Genomic DNA, 23,594 nt, shown 5'->3' on the forward strand with positions numbered 1-23,594 from the left:
CAGTATGAATAAGATAATCGCTATGGTTCGCAAGGAACTTATCGATGCCGCCCGCGATAAGCGATCGGTAATGGCGGGGCTCTACTACGCCATAGGCACGCCGCTGATCATGTGCGGCCTATTTTTAGTGTTAATTGGCCAGTTAACCAGCCCAGATGATTTAAAAATCACCATCACCCATCCCGATAAAGCGCCGGATCTCGTCCGCTTTTTATCGAATAAAGGCATTAGCAATGGCGAAACGAAGGACACTGACCTTAAAGCCATAGAGCTTATCATCAGCACCGGCTATGCCGAGCAGATGAACCAAGGTAAAGGCGCCGAGATCACTATCGTTGCCGATAACTCCGATGAAAAACTGCAAAACTCAATTCGTCGCTTAGAGAAACAGTTGCAAGCCTATAGCGCCGAAATGGGCAGCCTACGCTTAATTGCCCGCGGTATCGATCCCCGCGTGATGCAGCCGCTAAAGGTCAATATTCACGACCAAGCGACCACTGACTCTAAGGGCGGGATGATCTTAGGTATCGCGATTTTCACTATGATTTACTCGGTATTTATCTCGGGCATGAACCTTGCCATAGACACCAGCGCCGGCGAGCGTGAGCGTAACTCCTTAGCCCTATTGCTGAGTCATCCACTGACCACTCGCCAATTAGTGCTGTCGAAAATCATCGCCGTGAGTTTGTTTGCCCTCTTGGGCTTAGTGTTGATCCTGCTGGTGTCTAAGATCGCCTACGCCTTTGTACCTTGGCAAGAACTGGGCTTTAGCGTCAATATCACCAGCGAATTTATCGCCTTGATGTTAATCGTCGGCATCCCAGTCGCTTTAATGGCCGCTTGCCTGCAATTGTTTGTGTCTTTTATGGCGAAAACCTTTAAGGAAGCCCAATCCTACCTGACCATAGTGCTATTTGTGCCCTTGGCCCTGTCAATGGCCGCCAGCTACAACATAGCGCCAGACATGCTGCAGTGGCTGCCGGTCTCTGGCCAGCAGCAGGCATTAATGGACTTTATCAAAGGTAAAGACTTGCCCATGTTGCAGTTACTGGTGTCGACCTTAGGCACACTCGCCATTGCGGTATTACTCGCCTTTGGCATGGAAAAGTCCCTTAAGAGTGAAAAAGTGATCTTCGGATTATAGGATGCGTCGATTGATCAGCTTGGGGGCGATAAGCCTATCGTTCCCAAGTTAAAAATCTCAATAGCCACGGGAGTGTGTTATGGAAAACGAATATGTCTTAATGGTGATTATGGTCACCTTCATCATAGGTATGAGTGCCACTGAGATGTTTAAGCACTATCTAAAGGCACGCCAACTGGGATTAGGTGCCATGGATAATGGGCAACTTGAGGATAAAGTGACTCAGCTCAGCCTACAAAATCAAGCCTTGATTGAGCGAGTGCAAGTGTTGGAGCGCTTAGTCACTGAAGCCGATATCACAGGGAGCAATTGCCAGTTAGCGCAGCAAATTGAAGCCTTAAGGTAAGGGCTAACTTGGCTTAAGGCTCACAACAGGCTTCAATATCAAACTCGTATTGCTGGGTATTAAACCTTTGCCTATAGGCCCTAGGTGAGAGGCTCGTTAGCTGAATAAATAATTTGCGAAACGAGCTTACGTCCTCATAACCAACCCGAGCCACGACCTCCTCTAAGGCTAAACTGGTTGTTTCTAATAGGCGTTTAGCCTCATCCACCCTAAGACGCTGCACATAACTGGCGGGCGTTTCATTTAATGCTTTTTTGAAACGCCGGATAAGCGTGCGTTTGCCAAGGGCAAACTTATCGGCGATCTCATCGAGAAGTAAAGGCTCGGTCAGATGATGCTGCATCCACTGCTGAACATTCCAAATCACTTCATCCTTATGGCTCGATGCCATTAATTCCATTGTCATAAAAGGCTGCTGCGATTGACGATTAGGATCAATAAGTAGAATTTTTGCCATCTGGCTGGCGACGTGTTCCCCCACCAAAATATGCACCATATGCAGCGCCAGACTCATATTAGAGGTCGTCGCTCCCGCCGTATGAAGATGCCCATCGGACACCACCAACTTATCCATGCGTAAGTTCACTTTGGCAAAATGGCGCTGAAACATTTCATTCAGCCACCAAACCGTTGTAGCCTCACGTCCATCGAGCAAGCCAGAAGCCGCTAAAATCAAGGTACCAGAACAATAGGCAGCCAGCGGTTTACCCGAGGAAGCATATAAGCGTAGTGGCTCAAATAAGGATTCAAAATCATTAAGATAGTTTTGAAACTCAGCCTTGTTGGTTACCAATGCCGATGCCAAGATCACCGCATCGGATTGGAGAATATCACTGGGTTGCTTAAGCCCAGTTGCTGGTACCTTAATACCTTGATTTGTCAGAATATCACCGCCGTGACTCGACACCACTTGGCACTCAAATAGATCTTGCTCAGCCTGCGGATTCACTCGCCGCCAATAGGTATTGCAGAAGCTAAACACATCGAGAAATCCAATAATCCCACTAGCGACCGTATTATCCGTTGCCAAAATCATAACCCTTTTCATCCCATCCCCTTACTCATTCGCATCGCCAAGAGCCGTTATTAGAGTCTAGTGTATTCGCCAAAATGTCACTACTCACCCTTAAACTGTCAATAATGACACTTAAAGGGCCTTAGCAGAACCTTTAAACTGTGCTCAAATCTCCAGCAACAAGGATGACAACATGACTCAATCCCTTCTAAACGGCCTTTCACTTAATCGACTGTTGGCCCTAGGTTTACTCAGTATCACTTGGACGCTATTGCTGTGGCTCAATTTCAGCATAGCGCCAAACGCCTTCGCGCATTTTGTGGCAATCCCAGTACTCTTTATGGCAACAGGCATATCGGCCCTGCTGATCACCAGCAAACACCGCCCTAAACGAGCAATAAAAAACCCAAGCTAGGCTTGGGTTTAATGGATAAACGGCTAATTGTGCTTACTTTACCTTAGGCCTAAATGGCTTGATCACGGCTTCGTTGCACTCTAAATACGGGCCTTCCATCAAGTCGATGCAGTAAGGTATAGCGGGGAACACCGCATCTAAACATTCACGAATCGATTTTGGTTTGCCGGGTAAGTTCACGATCAAAGAATCGCCCCGTAACCCTGCGGTTTGGCGCGATAAAATGGCGGTGGGAACAAACTTCAATGACTCGGCACGCATCAACTCACCAAAACCTGGCATCATGCGATCACAGACGGCTTCTGTAGCTTCTGGGGTAACATCGCGTTTCGCAGGGCCAGTGCCACCGGTGGTGACAATTAAACAGCAATCCTGCTCGTCGGCCATCTTGATCAAGGTGGCTTCAATCACATCCTGCTCATCGGGGATCACTTGATAAATCGGCTCCCACTCGCTGCTGAGGTAGTCGTTGAGCGTGTCGATAATCGCCTTGCCCGAGATATCCTCATAAATCCCCGCGCTGGCGCGATCGCTGACCGTCACAATACCGATTTTTGCTTTGCCCATAGGAAATCCCCAATGATGTTAAAATAAAAACCTGTCGAAATACACAATGTCGACATAAAGCACGGCAGCCGCCGCTACACCTTCGACCATAAGCCGCAGCTAAAATAGCATAAATGCTCGGGAAAGGGGGCGACTAAAACGTGACTTGGCTCGCGCTATGCGTAGCATTTGTATGTATGGGGGAGCTGCTATGAGTACAAAGGGCAATATTGAAAAACGAACACTTTCAGCTTAGTCAATTGCAGCAAGTTATTATCCAAGCGCTGGCCGGGTCAGAGTGCTTAATCTGGCCGTTATCCTATCATTCATCATTTGTTTAAGCTGCTCACTACCGGGGGCATTTGCAATAACCTTCTCCCGAGCTTTTGCCACTTTTTTGCCAAGGTCATTTATCAGTACTTTTCCTGCTCGTTCGCCCAACCCAATCGCTTCGGCAAAGGCAATAAAATCATGGCCTGTATAGTAACCATAGTGCTCATATGATGATGTACTGAATCCTCTTTCCACCTCTGACTCAAGTAACCAAATACTTAACTCACCCGAATTATCGTATTGCTTATAGGGAGCAACTGAGACCATGTCATAGATGGGGGTGTACCCAGAGGCCCTGTTACTGTCACTGGCACGGCTCAGGGAAATATTTTTCAAATGCAAATCATTGTTGCCAACGATATAGGCCATTAGGACCTGCAGAAAGCCATCTTTGAGCAATTGCACATGGCCACCACTCAATTGATACGCTTCTTTAATCGCTCTTTCATAGGACAATGTATCGCTACTCTTATTCCCCGGCGCAACATTTAGCGCAGATGCCAGATCTTCGATAAATTCACGCCTTCTGCCAGTCTCTCTATCCAGATCAAACCGAGCAGTCACATAGGCCAGTTGCCCGCAACTAAAGGGAACTAAGTGATGTTCAGCAACATTGAAACCAACAGCCTTACACAACTGCATGACCATAAATTCGTTCTCCGCCAACTCTGGAAAGTCGTTGGGGGAAGGTTTGACTATGTATGGCCCCATGCCGACGGCGTTGGTCAGCGTTTTGGGTTTGCCTTTGGCATAGGTCAGAAACATTTTAGGTTGAACACCAGAGATAGAAACGCCCCCTAAGGATTCCATGGCCACTGCGTTAAACTCGCTGCGGGGGAAATCAATCTGGTAACCTTTAAGACTTTTCTTTGGCACAGAAATCAATTCTATCGCCGACGAGATATCATCACCACGATACTCAGTCAGCACGCTAACTGGGCCAATAAGCTCGGCGCCATTTCCCAGTAATAAGCCAAACTTGTCATCTTGATCTAGTCTGGCGATTTTCGCATGATGACGCCTCACCCAACCTTCACTCATCAGGTTAGCAAAAAATGGTAGCAAATGGTTTCGGCGGTATGGCTCATGGGTAATTGGCAGCTTATAACCTATCTGCGGCAGGCCTGACGCAATATACGAGGCCGCATAGGTGAAGCTGTATTCATACCCCGCTGGTGTGTCGTACTCTAGCAGTTCACCGACAAACCGTTTGTTGCTGTAGACATAACCAATCCGATGAGTTCTCATGACTTAGCCTCATTCGAAGCGTTAATTTGCCCACTCACATCCGGTGTTTTCTTACCAATAAATAAATCGAGCCCAATGGTATTGAGCAGTGCCTTTAGGGTGCCAATTTTTACCGACTCAAGCTTGCTCATAATTTTGTAGTAAGTGGCTGGTGCAATATCGGCAAATAAGGTTAGCTCCTTCACTTTAAGCTGCCCCATATGTTCCGCCACCATATCCCGTAGCGTCTGTTGCGTTAGCGGCTGAAATCCATCACGCTTTTGTTTAAGAAGCAGTATTTGCAATTCACTATCTAACGCTGCCATCTGCACAGCTAACTGGTTTCTCATGTTAAGCATCTGGTTTATTTGGGTATCACTTCCTACGTTTTTTATATCAGACATAAGTACCACCTCAAATTGCTAGGTTTCACCACAGGTATTGCACAGCAATAATCATCACTAACGCAGACTTTTTATGATGAAAACAATGAATAGTTACACTATAGCAGTATATTTTTAATATTAATCTGCTTTAGTGATATTTTCAGCATAAAAAATAGATTTAGTGCATTACAGTGAAATATATGTGCAATTTATACCAGGGAGAAGGGACGAATATCGGCTCAAATCTAAAGCAAAAATGAGCTGACCTGCGCCAGTGTGGGCAAAGAAGGAAACGCGCCCTTTTGCCCGCAGGTAATCGCGCCGCAGCGAGTGGCAAATACCACCGCCGCCTCTAAGTGTTCTTTGCTTTCGAGCCTCTGTTTCAAGGTCAAATAGCCTAAATCGTATTGCAGATCTAAACCTAAGGCGAACAGAAAACCTGAGATAAAACTGTCGCCCGCGGCCGTGGTATCGACGGCTGAGATTTTGGGGACGGGTACGCTAAACCTTTGCTGCGCTGTGATGCATTGCACTGGGTTGGCACCATCGGTAACCAAAATCACCTCAACCCCTTGGGCTAAGCAGAACTGCAGATAATCTTCAAAACTCTTATCCCGCACCAGCGCTAAATAGTCCGCTTCTTCACGGCTCATCTTCAGCACTTGGGTGTAACGGAAACACTGCTCAACCCGCTCGGCCAGCAAGGACAAGTCTTGCCACAGGGATAAACGCAGATTCACATCGAAACTCACTAAGGTCGCGAACGCATTGGCACAACGCGCGCCATAGAGGCTAGTATTAAAGATGGCGGTTTCGGTAAAGGTATTCGAGCAAAGGTGAAAGATATCAATCCCCTGCCATGGAATATGGTCGAAATGCTGCTTGCTGTAGCGCATATCGGCGGTGCCATTGCGGTTAAACTCAAAGGTGCGCTCACCCTGCTCATCTAAATTGACCAGTACAGTCGCGGTAGCGGCGCCCGGCACTTCGGCCAAATAATCGGTCGCCACGCCTTGATCCGCTAAGGCTTGCTTTAACATGACACCATAATGGTCGGCACTGATGCCACCGGCAAAGTAGCTCTTACCGCCAAGTTTTGCGTAACCCACGGCCACATTGGCGGGCGCGCCACCGGCAATCGGCTGATGATGTTTGCCCGTGGCATCGGTTGGCAGCAAGTCTACTAACACCTCACCGAAACTGAGTAATACCGTCATTTTCACTCCAACTTTGTATTCTATATTCTGCATTTTGTATCTGACAAAAAGCCCACTTTCATGGGCTGTTTTGGGCTTAGCATTTTTTCTGTATAAACAGTTTCTGTACCAATATCCGCTTAGAACTCGTATTTCAGCGTCGCACTAGTGGTGCGGCCATTAATGGTACGGGCACGAATGATATTGTTATCAGGGATTGAGCCTTCTTCCGCCTCGGTAATACCCGTGACATCAAACAAGTTGTTGACGTTTAAGGACACACTCATGGCTTCGGTCAGATTGTAAGTCGCAAAGGCATTCACTTGGTTGTAGCCATCGAAACTTAAGTCATTATTATCTTGAGCATAAGAATCCGTGGTACCGATTAAGTTAACGCCCACTGAACCTTGGTCAAAGTTGTAACTGCCCATCAAAGAGTAGATAAAATCAGCCTGTCTTCTTGGGGTGTTACCCACCACTTCTGGCGTCAATGCATCTTTAGCAATCTCGGCATCGGTCCAGGTTAGGTTGCCTCTAAAGTCGAAGTCACCGATAAAATAAGCCGACTCGATTTCGATACCTTTGGCTTTGTACTTACGGTCGAAGAAACGTTGGCTGGTGGCTTCAAAGTTTTGCTCTTCGGTTTCAGAGTAGAACGCCGTCGCAAACACAGACAGATCATCGTAACGGTACTTAACACCTAACTCGTACTGGTCAACGATATCAACCGCATCTTCCTTCGCCACCGAACCATCGGCACGCACTTTACCAAATAACAGACGGTCGGCATTGGCGCGGCCACCGTGGCTTAAGCGACCAAAGGCGGCTAAGTCACTGGAAAATTGATAGTTAGCACCTAATGAATAAGAGGTGTAGCTCCAATCGTAATTTACTGGCTGAGGATTCGCATTGTCGATGGAAGACACGCTCTGCTCAGGGATTGAAATCACCCCATCGAGATTCATATCCACTTGTGATTGCACGCTACCGGCGTAGTTACCGCTCGCATCACCACTGTCATAACGCACACTGGCATCGAGGGACAAGTCACCAAAACTCGAGGCTAACGCGAGGTAAGGCGCTTTAATGCTGTAGTCGGTATCGTAATTACGTTGGCAACAATTTCCCCAGTAAGGTACGCCATAAGCATAGAGGCCGTTGTCAGAATACGCCGTACCATCGGCGGCAACCACATCTAATAGCGCGGCATTATCGCCTTTGACTTCCATCAGATAAGAGTTCCACATCCAACTCATGCCGATGTTTTGGGTGGCGTTGTAATAGCCTAAGGTCACGCTGGTATCATCAAAGGTTTTAGTCAATTTCAAATCGTTTACGATTGAGCCAAAGTCATTCATCTGCACATCGAAGGTATTGATACGCATGGCTAAACCATCCATAGGATTGCCCGCATTTGGTCCATTGGCGTAAATCAACTTAGCGCCTGTGCCCGCAATACTGGTGGCGATATCGCTACCGTTGGCCACTTCGGCGGGGAATGGCGCGATGAAGTTACCGCTCACATCGGAGAAACGGAAACGGTTTTCGACCTGCCAATCGTTACCTAAATCGAAGGATGCCTCTAAGCCGACAGAATTCACCACGGGGTTCATGCCATCGCGCATATCGCCGCGGCGACGTTCGCCGTCGGCACCTAAGCTCAAGGTTGATTGGAAATACGCGGATTGAATCGCATCGGATTTAGCATCAAAACCTGGGATTGAACTGCCATCCGAGTACATAGGCATAGGTAAATAACCTATGCTTTTATCGTCTAAATGTTTGAAATACAGGCGAACATAACCTTTATCAAATTCTTTGGTTAAGTTTGCTTTGATCTGGCCGCCTTTGTTGGCGTTATAGCCAGCGTCCCGTGGGCCTTCACCTGTGCGCACAAAACCACCCACATGGAAACGCAGACTGTCGTTGATGCTAGTGCCGTATTCAAAGTCGGTACGGAAGGTATCGTAATCCAGCCCTAGGGTGGTAGCCACACTGCCCGAATCCGAGGTGCCCGTTTTGCTGATCACGTTGATAATACCGCCGGGGGCATTACTGGCCGCCGTCGATGCCGAGCCACCACGGATAGACTCAATGGTTTGCACTGTTGAATCTAAACGTAAAAAGATGTCTGCGTTACCGAAGGCGATATCGCCAAACTGCAGGATTGGCAAACCATCTTCTTGAATTTGCAGGAACTTAGCACCACCAGACGCCACAGGTAAACCACGCACGGCTATGTTAGCGTTACCTTCACCGCCAGTAGACTCGACCTTCATCCCCGGAATAATACGGAATGCTTCGGCCGATGAACGTGGCGTACTCACTTCAAGCTCAGCCAGTGACACACTGCTGACTGACACACTCGAGTCCATAACACGAGTGCCGCGGGCAACCCCAGTCACGGTAATTCTTTCTAAACCAAGCGCATCTTGCTTGGCTTCTGACTTGGCGTCTTGCTGTTGTGGTGCGTCGGCAGCCCAAAGGTGAGAACTCACCAACACGGCCAATGTACTTAACAAGAATTTCTGTGATGTGCTTTTTATCATTTTTATGTCCCCACCCATATTTGAGATGCAACCCACTCTCCCCATGGCTACATCTACCGAATTGTGATTAATCGAAGAACCATCTTAGTGATTACTCAAGGTCATATTGAATTTAACCTCGAATCAACTTAATCGATTAAGTTAACAAGTTAGCAACTTAGCAACAAAAAGCAAGTGCGTTTTTTGCACAATTTTGGTTCGCACTCTGGATGCATTAGGTTAAAGTATTGATTAACAGAAGGAATGTGACAGAAAAATATTTTCTGTCACAGCCAAAATTAGTGCGCATCGAAAGTTAACAAATGACGGGCAGGATCTTTAACGAGATTAAATCCGCTCAGGAGGCATAACAAAATGGCAAAACCAGTGGCAAGGTAGAAGCCATATTTAACATGGCCGAAGATATCGCCCACGAACCCCATCAACAAGGGCCCAACCGCGGCGGACACGGCAGTAAAAAACAGAATCACCCCGGCCACAGAGCCATGCTGATCCACAGGGAAACAGCTAATCCCCTTAGAATTGAGCGTGGGATACATCATCGACATAAACAGCCCAGACAAGGGCAACAAGATAACAGCCGCTTCGATACCGTAGATCATAGATCCAAAATAACAAGCACTTATCGCGAAGCTAAACCAGAACATCACCTGCTGCCAAGGGAAGCGATCGAGCACCCAGCCACCTAAAAAGCGCCCACCCGCACGCAGGGTAAAAAAGATCGTTAGGGCATAAGCGGCCAAGGTGGTGTAATCGCCTTGATAGCTTTGCAGCAAGGTCGGCATCCACACATAAATCGCCACTTCGGTGGCAACATATAAACCTATCGCGAGTGAAAACCCTAATGCATAAGGGTTTTTCATCATCTTAAAAGTGCTGGCAAGGTTAATGGCATCCGTCGAAGAACGTTTGATTTGCGGATAATCCGCCCGATAAGCTAACCAACACAGCACTAAACAGAAGCAACCCGCGCCAAAATACAGATACTTCCAAGAGACGCCGCTGATCAGTAAATAACTGACAATGGCTGGCCCTATCATGGCACCGACACCAAAGTAGCCCTCCACCGTATTCATAGTGCTCGAATGCTGTTTTGAGGAAGTCGAGATATCGCCAATAAGCCCAAGTGCGCCGGTTTTAAAGACGCCAATCGCCGTGCCGACAAAGGCGAGTAGGAACAGGAAATAGTAAAACGATTCCCCCAGCGCGAACATGAAGCAGGCGAGCGCAAATAACAATAACCCCAATAAAATGGTTAACTTACGCCCTATCTTATCCGCCAAGAAGCCTAAAAACAGTCCACTCATCGCGATAAAAATCATCGGCATATAATGGAAAGCACTGGCCTGCGACATGGACAAATCAAACTGGGATATCAGCTCTGGAATAATGACCCCCACGGCATCTGAGGTCATAGCGAACATGAAAAACATTAAATATGTGAGTACCCGAATACGGGTGTGATTGCGGTTATCGCAACCTTTTGAATCACTTACCATACCATTTCACCTTATCGTTATTATACCTACTCACTCTCGGCTGCTAAGTAACCACATGCTGAAAGGGTTTCGGCTTTTGTGTACAGCGGTGAGTCAGCTCCCCCTCCACGCAAGAACAACGTGAGGCTAACTCAAAAATCCAACAAACCACTTGAATAATGTTTCATATTGGTTAAATATACAACTTAATCGATTAAGTTTAGTTGTGCAATCAATTAACGATTGCCATAAACCTTTACTCTAAAAAGACAACTCAAGCGTGGGCAAAGTATGAAAAACCAAGTGCAACTGATCACCTATGTCGACAGAATTACCCATGCCGGGCTCAAGGAGCTTAAAGCGCTGCTCGATGACGAGTTGCAAGGTCTATTCGGCGGCGTACATCTTTTGCCTTTCTATTTTCCCATTGACGGCAGCGATGCGGGCTTCGATCCGATAGACCATGTGCAAGTCGATTCACGCTTAGGCAATTGGGATGACGTTAAACGCATTGGTGATGACTACGACATCATGGCCGACCTTATCGTTAACCATATGTCCGCCGAGTCACCCGAATTTAAAGACGTGCTCCAGCACGGCAAACAATCGGCTTACTGGGATTTGTTTTTAACCAAAGACAAGGTATTTCCTGATGGATTAAGCGAGCAAGATCAAGCCGCTATCTATCGTCCACGCCCGGGCAGTTGCTTTAGCACTTACACCTTAGCCGATGGCTCGACCGAAGAGTTTTGGACCACCTTTACCCGCAATCAAATCGATATCGACGTTCATTCCGCCGCGGGTAAAGATTATTTAAACCGAGTGCTGGCGCGTTTCGACCACAGTAAAGTGAATCTGATCCGCTTAGATGCTGCGGGCTATGCGATTAAAAAGCCCGGCACTAGCTGCTTTATGATTGAAGAATCCTTCGAGTTTGTGGATAAATTAGCTAAGCAAGCCAATGCGTTAGGCATGACAACCCTGGCCGAAATTCATTCGCACCATATGACTCAAGTCGAAATCGCCAAGCGGGTCGACATGGTATACGACTTCGCCCTACCACCGCTCATCTTGCACACCCTGTTTAGCCAAGATTGCCAAGCCTTGACCCATTGGCTCGAAATGGCGCCGCGCAACTGCATTACCGTGCTCGACACCCACGACGGCATCGGCATTATCGACGTCGGCCCTATGGATGGCCTACACGGATTATTGACCGAAAATCAAATCGATAATCTGGTTGAAACCATACATGGCAACAGTAAGGGCGAGAGTCTACAAGCCACAGGCGCGGCAGCCAGCAACGTCGATTTGTATCAAATCAACTGCACCTATTACGATGCCCTCGGTCAGAATGACCTAGATTATTTGATGGCACGGGCGATTCAATTTTTCGCACCGGGTATTCCGCAGGTGTATTACGCGGGTCTGCTGGCGATGCCGAACGATATGGAGCTGCTCAACAGAACCCATGTCGGACGCGACATCAATCGCCCTTACTTGAACCGTGAAAAAGTGCAGCAAGCCATGCAGAAACCTGTCGTTAAGGCGCTAACGAAGCTGATTAAACTGCGTAATAGCAGCCCAGCCTTCGATGGCCGCTTTACTATGACAGCGAGTAAGCAAACACTGACGCTATCCTGGATCTCAGCCGATTCCCAGGCGAGTCTCACCCTCGACTTTGCCAATAAAGAGGGTCAAATCATCCTTTTAGATAAGCAAGGTAAAGAGACACAAATGACCTTGTCTAGCCTACTGGCTCAAGCATAAGCTTGCGTTCCTGTTCGGGTTTGAGTTTAGGCTCAAGCCAAATTTAAATAGCAAAAAGGCGCATTGAATGCGCCTTTTTTAGTTAAAAGATGTAGCGATTAGCAGCTCTTACCGAGACGTAATTCATAGCCCAAAACTTCCGCATGCACAGCATCACTAACAAACATTTGTGCCGCTTTGCGGCCCTTCTGCTCAGAGTATTGATAGACGGTCGTTAACGGCGGGGTTGAACGTGTGGCTTCATCTATGCCATCAAAGCCCACCACGCGCACATCTTCGGGAACACTCAGCCCCATAGCCTGCGCCTCACCGAGCACACTCAAGGCGATTAAATCACTCATACATAAAAACACATTTGGCCGCGGTGTCGAGTTCAGCGCTTCTTTTGCCGCAATCCGCGCATATTCCGCATTACTCTCGGGAATATTCCAAATGCGATCATTGCCAAGTGTAACACCCGTTTCTTCAATCGCTTGCAAGTAACCCTGTAGCCTCTGGTGGGCAATAGACATATCGATTTCGAGCAGATCTAAATCATACACTCGGCACGTTAAGTGGGTATCGAGCAAACGTAGCCCCAAAATGGCCACATTGTCTGCGGGCGACTGCAATGCCAGTTTCGCCACTTCATAGGCGGCTAACTTATTGTCTATGCTCACAGATGCATTGCGGTGGATATCAAAATCGACCGTGACGACCTTTTTCTTGACCTGCTTTAACTGCTCGGCCAACAGCGCATTACGCGGGCGACCATAACAGATAAAACCATCCACAAAGTCGGCCACCGCATTCACGCTGTCCGAACTGCCCGAAAACAGCAGTAAATTGAGTTTCTCTTGCTCCAAGACAGAGGCCACGCCCTTCATAAATTTACTGGCGACGGGGTCGGACACCATGTATTCCACGCTGTCCGACAGCACTAAGGCGACAGTATCAAACTTGCCCTTACGTAGGGATTGAGCCGCTTTATTTGGCCCGAAATACCCAAGCTTAGTGCAGGCGGCCAAAATGTCGTTACGACGTTTTTCCGATAATTGGTCGGGGCGATTAAACGCGTTAGAAACAGTGGCGTTAGAGACACCCAACTCGTTGGCAATGCTCTTTAGGGTCCAGTGTTTTGTTGTTGTCATGCTTATGTCCTGGAATCGAATAAAGGCCACAAAAATACGGTTCAGCGCAAATAGTACACGGCTTAAATTCGCCGTGCACCTGCAAATCTAGGCTTAATGCGCAGTTTCGCTATCGTGATCTTTTAATGCCGTTGCAGGGGATAAAAAACCGACTATCGCGGCACACAATGCCACGGTTGACGCGGCGATAAAACCGTATTGGAAAGCCGCATGCACCGATTCGGTGGGTAATTGCTTCATCGCTTCAATTCCGACTTCCTCCCCCTTAAATGGCAATAAGCCGTAGAGCAACAAACTAAATAATGCCGTTCCAATCGCCGCCCCCATAGAACGGCATAATGACACCATAGCCGTGATCTGGCTGAGTCGCGCCTTACCCGACACGCTCTGCACTACTAGTTGCACACTGGGCATCACAGTGCCTAACCCTACGCCCACCAGCACTCCTAAGCCACCAATCAGATTGGCATTGGGCGGCACTAAACCGATCAACAACAGGCCGACAAACGCCAGTGCCATGCCAAAGGAGGGTAACCATTTAGGTGCCACATCTTTACTTAATAGCCTACCCGCGAGAGTTGAGCCTGTGACTATGCCAAAGGTCATTGGCATCAGTAATAATCCACTTTTGGCGGGATTGGTGTGTAAGCCCACTTGCAGATAAATCGGCAGGAAGAAAATCATCGCAAACAGGCAGGCCGCAAACAGTGCAGCGGTTAACAGTGGCATATAAATGGCTTTCTTCGCCAGTAAATCTAACGGCAGAAACGGGCTCGCCAACCGCCGCTCCCACAACAACAGGCCTAGAATGCCTACCACCACAAAGACGGCAAAACCAAAGCTGGTCGCAGAAAGCCAAGCAAACTCCTGCCCCGCGGCCGATAACCAATATAAGAGTGCGGTGATAATGGTCGGGAACAAGACCACGCCCAGTAAATCAAACCGTCCCTGACGCACGGGTTTAACGCTGCGTTTATGCAAACCGTTAAGTCGCCATACCGCCAGCATGGCCAGAGGAATATTCGCCCAAAATAGCCAATGCCACGAATAGGCATGCACCACAAAACCGCCAATCACAGGGCCACCGACACTCGCTAGGGTAAACATAGCGGCAAAATACCCTTGGAAACGCGCCCGCTGCCGAATGGGGACTAACTCCCCAATCAAGGATTGGGACAAACTCATCAAACCGCCACCGCCCATGCCCTGCAGAATTCGCCCCGCTATCATATGGTCCATAGTGCCCGCACTCGCCGAAACGATGGAACCCAGCGCAAACACAACTAAGGCGATCATCAGGATTTTCGCGCGGCCGAAGTTATCCCCTAACCAGCCATAAATCGGCACAGAAGCGGCCATCGCCAGCATATAACCGATAGTGATCCACGAGGCTTGGCGCAGGCCGCCAAGATCTGCAACTATGGCTGGCGTCGCCGTCGCGAGTAAGGTTTGATCGACCGCCGCCAAAAACATGGGCAAGAATACGGCCGAGAAAATGGCGAGAAAAACAGAAGTTGGTAGAGGGTCACTCTGGGATAACGCAGGCTTTAAGGGCATATTGTCTCCGCTAACTCATCAGCCCAAGTGCAAAAAGAAAGTGTATAAAGAAGATGTGCTAAATTCGCCGTGCATTCCAATACTTAGACGCCCAATAACTGTTATGCAGGCTCGAGATCTTCACCCCTTGGCTAGTGGAAACATGGAGGAAATTATCGTCGCCCACATAGATGCCGACATGGTGCGTACTCCAACCTGTCTTGAAAAACACCAGATCGCCCTTACGCAGTTGATCTCTCGGCACGGGTTTACCTAGGGCTTGCTGTTCTTCAACCGTGCGCGGCAGCGTCATACCCAACATCTTTTGATAGGCGACGGACACAAAAGCCGAGCAATCTATGCCCCGCTTAGTGCCACCGCCTAAACGATAGGGCACACCGCGCCACTCGGAATGTAACTCGGAGATATTGCTATCGCTCCACACCGAGACGGGTTCAACTTGCTTTACCACAGGCTTAGGTTCTGGCGCGCTCGCACAAGCGCCAAGACCTAAGGCTAAGATAACTATCAGTAATCTCTTCATAAACGTCACACTCATCAAGGGCAGGTTTTACATTAACGTAATTTGACGTTTTTATCAGGTGAATTTGATGCAAATAGAGCACAAAAACGACACAATAGCACTCCTAAATAATTGCTCCTAATTATACCCAGAACGTGTCCCCTATGGCGTTGAGAGGCTCTCCGTTCCTACCTATCAAACAATTTACAATTCTGAACCGTTATTTATCCTAAAGTATAAAAATTTGAAACTGATTACATGATTTATATTTAAAATTGATCGCCACGTATCTATTCATTACAATTTCGCCCCATAAGTATAAAGATGTTACGTTTTCACTTCTTTATACTTTGACTAGCTAATAAATGGATTTAGCCAACCATTAATAGAACAAAATTTGTTCACCCATGTTAAATGGTTAATCCAACTTGATTCTTTTCTTCAATTTAAATTAGTTCTCTCCCACATAAAACTGGGCAAACCGAACCTTAATATAAGGATTATATTGTGTTCAAAAATACAACAAAATGCTTCGCGATTCTATCTGTGTTATTACTTTCAGGTTGCGCACAAATCTTAACCGCTGAACAATCAGCCCCTGAGATCAATTTCAGCACAACCGAAAAACCACTCACTATTGCAGTGATTGATAAACGTGAATACGTAGTAAATAATGATAAAACCCCCGCTTTTGAAGGACTAATCAGAAGTGGTTTCGGTATTCCTTACTCTTATAATACCCCCACAAATGAAGCCATGTCTGTCTATCTAACAAACAGACTCTTAGCGGGTTTTAGCAAAAGAGGGATTAAAGCCGAATCGGTTGAAACATCACCCAATATGAGCATAGACAGCGCCGTCACTCAGGTGAGCAAGAATGGTAGTAAATCAATTATTTTTGTATTAAATGAATGGAAATATGACTACCACGCCCTATCTGATAATTCTTGGTACAACCTTGACCTGATGATTATCGATGAAAATGGCAATGAGAAGCTTGTCAAAAATTTTACGGGTGAAAATGATATCCCCGGTGGGGCCATAGTAAACGAAATGCAGCTTATTTATAAGCAACGTTTCGAAGCAATATTTAAAGATGCGGAAGTCATTCAAGCATTAAGTTTATAAATTTGGTTTGAGATTTGATTAAAGTCCGAAGCCATGTGGCTTCGGATTTTTTGTTTTAGCAGTTGGCTAAAGAGGAAAAACTTAGCGTGCGCCTATGCAGGTTCTGCCGCCATGTTCACTAAGCAAGGTGACAATCGCGCCGATTTGCAAAATCCATAGGAATACACGAAGCTAAAACCTTCGACGCGAATGCAAGATGGGATCTAAACCCTTTCTGCATCCCAGACTAACACTCTGTGTGTCCTAGCAAAGGAATAGGGAGCGAACATGAGCGAACAACAAGCACAGTTTTATGGTGGCCCTAAGGAATGCCCTATTGAAAATGGCCGCATTCAGGTCCAACGCCTTGCCTCAAAAATCGGTGATGTCGGCGGTATTCCCGTGGCACGGGCAATACCACAAAAAGCGCGTCGTCTTATCGGTCCTTGGTGTTTCCTCGACCATATTGGCCCTGTCACCGACGGCCCACTGATGAATGTCGGCCCGCATCCGCACATTGGGCTACAAACCTTTACCTGGATGCTCGAAGGCGAAATCATGCACAGGGACAGCCTAGGTAGCGCCCAAGTGATCCGCCCAAAACAAGTTAACTTGATGACAGCCGGACACGGTATCGCCCACACCGAAGAGTCCGTCGAAGGTCATCCCACTATGCACGCGGCGCAGCTATGGATTGCCCTGCCGCTGGAGCACAAAGATACCACTCCCAGATTCGATCATTATCCCGCATTGCCAATATGGCACGAGGCCGGTGTCGACTTCACCCTATTAATTGGTGCTTGGCAGCATAAGCAGGCGCCCACATTGCACTTTTCCCCCATAGTGGCCATGGATTTATTTGCCACAAAAGACACAGAGCTAACCCTACACCTCAACCCTAGCTTCGAATATGGGCTTATGCCGCTGGAGGGCAAATTCCAAATCGAGGACGAAAACTTCGATAATAACGATCTCGCCTATCTGGGTATGTTGCGTGAAACCGTGACGGTAACACTCACTGCCGCTTGTCGCATACTGCTGATTGGCGGCGCGCCACTGGCTGATCCTGTCAATATTTGGTGGAACTTTGTCGGTCACAGCAAAGCGGAAATTGCCCAGGCCCAAGCCGACTGGGAAGCCGAAGATAAGCGCTTTGATACTGTCCCCGGCTATGTTGGCAAACGATTAGTGCCACCGCCAATCCCTTGGTAATCAATTTTACGGATTTTTTACGCGCTATCTAAAAATGCCTTTGTTAGAGTAGCGCTAATTCCGGCAAGGCTATCTTTACCCCATGACATTTGCAAAGACAGTTTCCATGACCCAATACTGGCGCTCACAACCCACTTTGTTTACTGGCACAGTATTGGTGGCAGCCATTTTCAGCAGTTTTTTCATCGATCGCTTTCTAGGCTCAACGATTGCCGTACTGCTGATTTTACAGCTGGCCGTGGTACTCATAGCGTTGCAATGTAATGCTAATTTTGCCTATTTCTCCGCCGTGTACGAGGCTGCCAGTTACAACTTTTTATTTACCACGCCACGCTATTCACTACAGATGTTCCATCTTGATGACATTCTTAACTTAGCCGTATTTCTTATCGTTGCCCTCACCACCAGCAAGCTGGCCGAACACTATCGCCGTCAGCAAGATGAACTCAAACAGGCAAACTTAAGCAACAGCATTTTGCTCTCGGTCTCCCATGATTTACGCACGCCGCTCTCGACCATCATAGGCACACTGACGACACTGAAGGAATACATGCCTAAGCTCAGCCAATCGCAAAAAAATGAGCTGATAGATAGTGCGGCCGCCGAGAGCCATCGCCTGCACCAATATATCGAAAACCTATTGCAGGCCACTAAGTTACAACATGGTGCACTCAAATTCAGTTTGAATGAAGACACCATCACCCATGTTTTACATCAGGCTATCGGTCGTTTTCCCACCACACAGCCGCGGATTATCGTCGAGAGTCAACCCAATCTCCCCACGGTGATGATCAGCAGTTCATTGATTGAGCAGGCTATTTTTAATGTGCTGGATAATGCACTGCGTTACTCACCCCAAGATAAAAAAGTCACCGTTAAGGTGTATCGACACGAAAAGATGCTGAGGCTGGATATTCAAGATCGGGGTAGCGGTATAGCAGCCGCAGATAGAGAAGCCGTTTTCGATCTCTTTTATCGCCAACATCCCTCCACGGATGGCGGGGCAGGCCTTGGGCTCGCTGTCGCTAAAGGCATCATTACTGCCCATGGCGGCCTGATCAGTGCCGAATCTGCGGCAAAGGGTAGCCTTATCCGCATTGCTCTACCGATTAACAGGGGCGAGAAATAAATGCCATACAAAATCTTGGTCGTGGATGATGAAGCCCAAATTCACACTTTTATGCGGATCTCCCTAGAAGCGGAAGGATTTGAATATATTGGTGCATTATCAATTGCATCGGCGTTAACACAATATCATGCACAGCAGCCACACTTACTCGTACTCGACCTTGGCCTTCCAGACGGTGATGGCATGGAATTACTACAAACCCTGCGCTCGAGTGACAAAATCCCCGTATTAGTGTTAACCGCCCGCGATCAAGAGGCAGAAAAGATCCGCCTACTAGAAGCGGGGGCCAATGACTATTTAAGCAAGCCCTTTGGGATCAGAGAATTAATTGCTCGCATTAAGGTATTGCTCCGCGATCTCGTGGACGAGTCTGCAACGGGTGATTTACTGCACTTTGGCCCGCTTAAACTGCAAAAAAGCACCCACCAGCTATGGCTCGCACAACAGGAAATGGCCTTAACCAAAAAAGAATTCGCCCTGATGGAAACCTTAATGTCCCACCCGGGAAAATTAGTCACACAAACCGAATTACTGCGCAATATCTGGGGGGAAACCCATCAGGAAGATAGCCACTATCTACGGATTTTAGTTAGCCTGTTGCGTAAAAAACTCAATGATAGCAACGAGCAACAACTGATTAAGACAGAAGTCGGCTTAGGTTATCGCTTGACTGACCCGAGCCTGCAATGACTCTTATCGCAATCTAAAAAACTCTCAGCAAAATCTCGAAAGGATATTGGTATGGCACATTTTACTGTCATCGGATTAGGCCGCTTTGGCGTTGCCGCGAGTCTCGAACTCATGCACTTAGGCCACAGGGTAACAGGTGTCGATAGTGACCCAAAAATCATTGAAAAATATGTAGAAAGCTTGACCGAAGCCGTCATTTGCGACTGCGCCGATGAAGCGGCGCTACGGGAATTAGATCTGGCCAGTAGCGAAGTTGTGCTTGTCGCTATCGGTGAGGATATGCAATCGAGCCTGCTCTGCACGCTGGCGCTAAAAAATCTCGGCGTGCAAACGATTTGGGTCAAAGCCAGCACTAAGGCGCACCATACCATAGTGTCTAAACTCGGGGTCGCTCGCATCATTCACCCAGAGGAAGAAATGGGTATTCGAGTCGCCCAGTCGCTGAACTATCCCATGGTCAATAACTTCCTCACCCTTGGTGACGGACTCTATATTGTTGAAATCCATATTAAACCGCACTTACATCAAACGACAGTTGGCCAACTACTGGGGAGCTTGCAGGATAGCGGCAACGATGAACAAACCAATGTCGCCCGCAGCCCCAAGGGCAAAGTGGCGGTGCTAATGGTAAAACGCGAGCTAACGGTGTTTAGCAAGATTGATAGCGATTTTATCCTGCACACGGATGACGCCCTATTCCTCTGTGGTAGCCGTGCCGAGTTAAAACACCTAGCACCAAGGTTGGTGTAAGGTGGTTCAGTGGCATCCCTCCATCATGGTAATCGAGCATCACCCCAGATCCGATAGAAAGCTGTTAGGCGCCCCACCTTTTATCTTAAGTGCGAGCTTTGCGCTGCTGATCCTCCTCGGCACTTGCTTACTCAAACTCCCCATCGCCACCGAGTCACCCATCACTTGGTTGCAAAGCCTATTTACCGCCACCTCGGCGGTGACGGTAACTGGGCTGGTCGTTGTCGACACTGGGACGGTATTTACCTCCTTCGGGCAAATCGTTATCGCACTGTTAATCCAACTCGGTGGACTCGGGCTGATGACCTTTGCGATTGTCACCCTTATCGCCCTTGGAGGTAAGATTGGTTTCTTGCAACAAACCGTAGCGAAAGAAGCATTTAATCAAACAGATACATCAACGCTGGTTTCAACCGCAAAAGCCGTATTGCTATTTTCCCTATTGGTTGAAGCCATAGGCATGCTGATTTTATCTGTTTATTGGAGCCATGAACTCGGTTGGCAAACCAGCCTATTCCACGGTTTTTTCTATACCATTAGCGCCTTTAATAACGCCGGTTTTGCCCTCAGTGCCGACAGCCTAATGCCCTATGTGGCCGATCCTGTTGTCAACCTAACGATTACGGGATTATTTATCGTTGGCGGCCTTGGGTTCTCGGTGTGGATTGACCTTCGACGCAATAGACGTTGGTCAAAACTCAGCGTTTACAGCCGGATGATGATCACAGGCACTATGCTTATCAATGCCGTGGCCGTGATTGCGATTTACTTGATTGAGTACAACAACCCCAACACCCTCGCGCCCTTAAGTGAACTCGGCAAATGGTTAGCCTCATGGTTTCAAGCCGTTACCCCGCGCACCGCAGGCTTTAACACCCTAGCCATAGACCAACTCGAAGACGGCACGACGCTACTTATGCTGATATTGATGTTTATCGGCGGTGGATCCCTCAGTACCGCCAGCGGGATTAAGGTAGTGACCTTTATGGTGCTAATCCTCGCCACCTATGGCTATTTGCGCCGCGACGAAGCCATTTATGTGTTTAAACGGGAAATCCCTAAAGATACCGTCAGCAAGGCCTTGGCGCTGACCATGATCTCCATCGGTGTGACTTGGCTAGCGATTTTCGCTTTAGTGTTAACCGAAAAAGCGCCATTAATCGATATCGTCTTCGAGGCCGTATCAGCACTGGGTACTGTCGGTTTATCCCGCGGATTAACTGGCAATTTATCGAATGCAGGCCAAGGCATTATCATCTTTATGATGTTTATGGGACGACTCGGCCCACTGATGCTCGCCTACTTCCTTGCCAATCCAAGGGTAAAAAAGCTGCGCTATGCAGAAACCAAATTGGCAATTGGGTAAGGATTGATTGGTGGTGGCACACCAAATTTACTGATCATCAAATAGGAATGATGTTGAGCAAGCGAGGTAATTGAGTTGGCTATGGAGGCGCTGACTTATAGGCGAACCATGGCATTTGCTCTACGACACGGTGAATAGAAACCTTGGGTTTCTAAGCTTATGAACGAGAGCCATGGATGGCGAACTGGCCGTTAAACACGGATGTTGTTCAAGTCCATCCGTGGATGCTCGACCGCCCCGTCTGATGTGAAAGGATTCACAAATGCCGCGATGGCATGGATACCAAAAAGCGGCCATGGGGCGGACGGTCGTCTCACTAATCACCGTGACTATTCTGTTTAACATCGGTGTAGCCTGTTTGTTTTGAAAGAAGATTAGTAACTCGTTTATGGGACATTTTCGAGTTAAAGCCTTAACTCTAACGCGTCTGTTTTGGATAAAAATATCTATGGAGATAACGCCCAATTAAGGTGTGAGGCACGCAATACCGATGCCGCCGCATACCGCCTTAATCACTTAAACCAACGCATAGTAAAAATGCCACGCGTGCCGAATCACTCTTAAATTGTTTGTTATACCCGGAGTTAGTCGTCTGTAAAGTAATCAGTATCAACTCTGAAAGTTGCGTAGCTTTTTACCGAAGTGACACCTACCCCGTGGGTTAGCATGAGATCACAAAGAAGATCACCATCAATTAAAACTATACTTTTTTGTTGCTTTTCAACATATGTTTCAGCAGTTTTAGCAAATGATGACGTTGTAATAAAAACTCCTTTCTGAACATTCTCCATCGCACCAACAAACTGTTGTAGGTCTGGACGACCTATTTTATTAGACGTGTAGCGTTTTGCTTGGATATAAATCTTATCCAAACCTAGTTTGTCTTCTTTGATAACACCGTCAATGCCCCCGTCACCCGGAGAGCCACTTACAAGCCCAGCTCCTGGGAAGTCACCTCCATATCCCATAGCTAATAATAAATCGACAACTAAGCGTTCAAAGAAAGCTGGCTCTGAAGATAATATCTGCTCCAAAAGTTGGTTTTTAACGCCCGCACGATGCTCAAGATATGCGTCATACAGCTTTTCTTCTGGAAGTCTATCGTTTGAAACTTGTACTGATTTTTCTTTTTGTTTCTGAGGCTTTGAAGTCAGTTGCTGGTCAAGCAAATAGTACTTTGTAACTTTTCCATTTTTACTATCAATAACAAAATGCTTGGCAGGACTAGCTGACGGAAAATCCAACCCGAAGCAATGCTTGCGAAGTTTGCTGTTTACAATTGCTTCTGGAACCTTAGCACCAAATTCATATAAATTGCGGCTGATTATTTCATCGTATATTTCTTTGTATGTAAGAGGTTTTTTCAATGTCGAAAGAACTTCTTTTATCACTTCAACAATTGTCACTGAACTTTCCTTTTATATATTAGGGTATAACGTCTTAGTATTTATGCGCTGCGCTGTTTGCAGGGCATAAATCGCTTGTTGACTCAATCTTAAATATGGCCACAGCCACATCCATGTCAATTGGTATAAATGATGCTATAGGAATTTGCTTTTTTGCGGTAGCGGTTTTTTATACAGTTTGATGGGTAATCACTTGATATTGTTTTACCTTTCTCGTTCTTTCACGCTTATTTTTTTGCTGATGAATCGCTATCTAACGACTCAAAACTCCAAGGAATACACCTCCCCTCGGAGTTGCCGCAGGGCGAATAGACAAATTGCGTGAGTCTCGCCATGGATG

The 23,594-nt window shown here is 47.3% G+C and carries 21 protein-coding genes; 10 read left to right on the top strand and 11 right to left on the bottom strand.

Features of this window, described 5'->3' with window-relative positions:
- The first annotated feature begins 4 nt into the window (after window positions 1-4).
- Both COW15_RS01115 and COW15_RS01120 read left to right on the top strand, forming a co-directional pair.
- On the top strand, window positions 5-1,144 hold the full coding sequence (locus COW15_RS01115; protein ID WP_293628897.1) for an ABC transporter permease: 1,140 nt from the start codon (window positions 5-7) through the stop codon (window positions 1,142-1,144).
- A gap of 79 nt (window positions 1,145-1,223) precedes the next feature.
- Complete coding sequence (locus tag COW15_RS01120) at window positions 1,224-1,490, top strand: hypothetical protein (RefSeq protein WP_293628899.1); 267 nt, start codon at window positions 1,224-1,226, stop codon at window positions 1,488-1,490.
- Between the two features lie 13 nt (window positions 1,491-1,503).
- On the opposite strand, the gene COW15_RS01125 is transcribed toward COW15_RS01120, so the two are convergent.
- Window positions 1,504-2,538: a helix-turn-helix domain-containing protein gene (locus tag COW15_RS01125; RefSeq protein WP_293628901.1), complete on the bottom strand. Its 1,035-nt coding sequence runs from the start codon at window positions 2,536-2,538 to the stop codon at window positions 1,504-1,506.
- Between the two features lie 160 nt (window positions 2,539-2,698).
- Here COW15_RS01125 and COW15_RS01130 point away from each other — a divergent pair, with 160 nt between their 5' ends.
- A complete protein-coding gene (locus COW15_RS01130; RefSeq protein ID WP_293628903.1) occupies window positions 2,699-2,920 on the top strand; it encodes a hypothetical protein in 222 nt (73 codons plus the stop codon).
- 33 nt (window positions 2,921-2,953) lie between these two features.
- Here COW15_RS01130 and mog read toward each other — a convergent pair whose 3' ends face one another.
- From mog to COW15_RS01160, 6 genes are all read right to left on the bottom strand, one after another.
- A complete protein-coding gene (gene mog / locus COW15_RS01135; RefSeq protein ID WP_293628905.1) occupies window positions 2,954-3,487 on the bottom strand; it encodes a molybdopterin adenylyltransferase in 534 nt (177 codons plus the stop codon).
- 252 nt (window positions 3,488-3,739) lie between these two features.
- Window positions 3,740-5,047 (bottom strand): HipA domain-containing protein, encoded by a 1,308-nt coding sequence (locus COW15_RS01140; protein ID WP_293628906.1) that lies wholly within the window; start codon window positions 5,045-5,047, stop codon window positions 3,740-3,742.
- Window positions 5,044-5,430, bottom strand: a complete 387-nt coding sequence (locus COW15_RS01145; protein ID WP_293628907.1) for a hypothetical protein — start codon at window positions 5,428-5,430, stop codon at window positions 5,044-5,046. Before COW15_RS01145 ends, COW15_RS01140 begins: the two co-directional genes overlap by 4 nt.
- A 227-nt stretch (window positions 5,431-5,657) precedes the next feature.
- Complete coding sequence (locus COW15_RS01150; RefSeq protein WP_293628909.1) at window positions 5,658-6,629, bottom strand: carbohydrate kinase; 972 nt, start codon at window positions 6,627-6,629, stop codon at window positions 5,658-5,660.
- Between the two features lie 119 nt (window positions 6,630-6,748).
- The gene (locus COW15_RS01155; RefSeq protein WP_293628910.1) at window positions 6,749-9,157 is read right to left on the bottom strand and encodes a TonB-dependent receptor; all 2,409 of its coding nucleotides are present in this window, start codon (window positions 9,155-9,157) and stop codon (window positions 6,749-6,751) included.
- Window positions 9,158-9,435: 278 nt separating this feature from the next.
- Window positions 9,436-10,656 (bottom strand): MFS transporter, encoded by a 1,221-nt coding sequence (locus COW15_RS01160; protein WP_293628911.1) that lies wholly within the window; start codon window positions 10,654-10,656, stop codon window positions 9,436-9,438.
- 270 nt (window positions 10,657-10,926) lie between these two features.
- On the opposite strand from COW15_RS01160, the gene gtfA reads away from it, so the two are divergent.
- A complete protein-coding gene (gtfA, locus tag COW15_RS01165; protein WP_293628912.1) occupies window positions 10,927-12,405 on the top strand; it encodes a sucrose phosphorylase in 1,479 nt (492 codons plus the stop codon).
- Between the two features lie 98 nt (window positions 12,406-12,503).
- Here the strand turns inward: gtfA and COW15_RS01170 are convergent, their stop codons facing one another.
- The 3 genes from COW15_RS01170 to COW15_RS01180 form a co-directional block, all read right to left on the bottom strand.
- Window positions 12,504-13,535, bottom strand: coding sequence for a LacI family DNA-binding transcriptional regulator (locus COW15_RS01170; RefSeq protein WP_293628913.1), 1,032 nt, complete (start codon window positions 13,533-13,535; stop codon window positions 12,504-12,506).
- A 93-nt stretch (window positions 13,536-13,628) separates the two neighbouring features.
- Complete coding sequence (locus tag COW15_RS01175; protein ID WP_293628914.1) at window positions 13,629-15,092, bottom strand: MFS transporter; 1,464 nt, start codon at window positions 15,090-15,092, stop codon at window positions 13,629-13,631.
- 58 nt (window positions 15,093-15,150) lie between these two features.
- Entirely contained in the window at window positions 15,151-15,615 is a 465-nt protein-coding gene (locus tag COW15_RS01180; protein ID WP_293628915.1) for an NlpC/P60 family protein, read from the bottom strand.
- A gap of 486 nt (window positions 15,616-16,101) precedes the next feature.
- Between COW15_RS01180 and COW15_RS01185 the strand changes: the two genes are divergently transcribed.
- The 6 genes from COW15_RS01185 (at window position 16,102) to COW15_RS01210 (ending at window position 21,848) form a co-directional block, all read left to right on the top strand.
- A complete protein-coding gene (locus tag COW15_RS01185; protein WP_293628916.1) occupies window positions 16,102-16,722 on the top strand; it encodes a hypothetical protein in 621 nt (206 codons plus the stop codon).
- 267 nt (window positions 16,723-16,989) lie between these two features.
- Window positions 16,990-17,913: a pirin family protein gene (locus COW15_RS01190; protein ID WP_293628917.1), complete on the top strand. Its 924-nt coding sequence runs from the start codon at window positions 16,990-16,992 to the stop codon at window positions 17,911-17,913.
- An 82-nt stretch (window positions 17,914-17,995) separates the two neighbouring features.
- Window positions 17,996-19,042 (top strand): ATP-binding protein, encoded by a 1,047-nt coding sequence (locus COW15_RS01195; RefSeq protein ID WP_293628919.1) that lies wholly within the window; start codon window positions 17,996-17,998, stop codon window positions 19,040-19,042.
- Window positions 19,043-19,732: a response regulator transcription factor gene (locus COW15_RS01200; protein ID WP_293628921.1), complete on the top strand. Its 690-nt coding sequence runs from the start codon at window positions 19,043-19,045 to the stop codon at window positions 19,730-19,732. It abuts the gene before it with no gap.
- Between the two features lie 51 nt (window positions 19,733-19,783).
- Window positions 19,784-20,482, top strand: coding sequence for a TrkA family potassium uptake protein (locus COW15_RS01205; protein ID WP_293628923.1), 699 nt, complete (start codon window positions 19,784-19,786; stop codon window positions 20,480-20,482).
- 1 nt (window position 20,483) lies between these two features.
- Complete coding sequence (locus tag COW15_RS01210; RefSeq protein WP_293628925.1) at window positions 20,484-21,848, top strand: TrkH family potassium uptake protein; 1,365 nt, start codon at window positions 20,484-20,486, stop codon at window positions 21,846-21,848.
- A gap of 584 nt (window positions 21,849-22,432) precedes the next feature.
- On the opposite strand, the gene COW15_RS01220 is transcribed toward COW15_RS01210, so the two are convergent.
- Window positions 22,433-23,254 (bottom strand): restriction endonuclease, encoded by an 822-nt coding sequence (locus COW15_RS01220; RefSeq protein WP_293628927.1) that lies wholly within the window; start codon window positions 23,252-23,254, stop codon window positions 22,433-22,435.
- Between the last annotated feature and the right edge of the window lie 340 nt (window positions 23,255-23,594).

This window comes from Shewanella sp. CG12_big_fil_rev_8_21_14_0_65_47_15, assembly GCF_002783505.1.
GTDB lineage: Bacteria > Pseudomonadota > Gammaproteobacteria > Enterobacterales > Shewanellaceae > Shewanella.

Excerpts from the sequence above, each read along its gene's own strand:
- COW15_RS01115 (WP_293628897.1), top strand. The coding sequence starts at position 5 with ATGAATAAGATAATCGCTATGGTTCGCAAGGAACTTATCGATGCCGCC.
- COW15_RS01120 (WP_293628899.1), top strand. The coding sequence starts at position 1,224 with ATGGAAAACGAATATGTCTTAATGGTGATTATGGTCACCTTCATCATA.
- COW15_RS01125 (WP_293628901.1), bottom strand. The coding sequence starts at position 2,538 with ATGAAAAGGGTTATGATTTTGGCAACGGATAATACGGTCGCTAGTGGG.
- COW15_RS01130 (WP_293628903.1), top strand. The coding sequence starts at position 2,699 with ATGACTCAATCCCTTCTAAACGGCCTTTCACTTAATCGACTGTTGGCC.
- mog (WP_293628905.1), bottom strand. The coding sequence starts at position 3,487 with ATGGGCAAAGCAAAAATCGGTATTGTGACGGTCAGCGATCGCGCCAGC.
- COW15_RS01140 (WP_293628906.1), bottom strand. The coding sequence starts at position 5,047 with ATGAGAACTCATCGGATTGGTTATGTCTACAGCAACAAACGGTTTGTC.
- COW15_RS01145 (WP_293628907.1), bottom strand. The coding sequence starts at position 5,430 with ATGTCTGATATAAAAAACGTAGGAAGTGATACCCAAATAAACCAGATG.
- COW15_RS01150 (WP_293628909.1), bottom strand. The coding sequence starts at position 6,629 with ATGACGGTATTACTCAGTTTCGGTGAGGTGTTAGTAGACTTGCTGCCA.
- COW15_RS01155 (WP_293628910.1), bottom strand. The coding sequence starts at position 9,157 with ATGATAAAAAGCACATCACAGAAATTCTTGTTAAGTACATTGGCCGTG.
- COW15_RS01160 (WP_293628911.1), bottom strand. The coding sequence starts at position 10,656 with ATGGTAAGTGATTCAAAAGGTTGCGATAACCGCAATCACACCCGTATT.
- gtfA (WP_293628912.1), top strand. The coding sequence starts at position 10,927 with ATGAAAAACCAAGTGCAACTGATCACCTATGTCGACAGAATTACCCAT.
- COW15_RS01170 (WP_293628913.1), bottom strand. The coding sequence starts at position 13,535 with ATGACAACAACAAAACACTGGACCCTAAAGAGCATTGCCAACGAGTTG.
- COW15_RS01175 (WP_293628914.1), bottom strand. The coding sequence starts at position 15,092 with ATGCCCTTAAAGCCTGCGTTATCCCAGAGTGACCCTCTACCAACTTCT.
- COW15_RS01180 (WP_293628915.1), bottom strand. The coding sequence starts at position 15,615 with ATGAAGAGATTACTGATAGTTATCTTAGCCTTAGGTCTTGGCGCTTGT.
- COW15_RS01190 (WP_293628917.1), top strand. The coding sequence starts at position 16,990 with ATGAGCGAACAACAAGCACAGTTTTATGGTGGCCCTAAGGAATGCCCT.
- COW15_RS01195 (WP_293628919.1), top strand. The coding sequence starts at position 17,996 with ATGACATTTGCAAAGACAGTTTCCATGACCCAATACTGGCGCTCACAA.
- COW15_RS01200 (WP_293628921.1), top strand. The coding sequence starts at position 19,043 with ATGCCATACAAAATCTTGGTCGTGGATGATGAAGCCCAAATTCACACT.
- COW15_RS01205 (WP_293628923.1), top strand. The coding sequence starts at position 19,784 with ATGGCACATTTTACTGTCATCGGATTAGGCCGCTTTGGCGTTGCCGCG.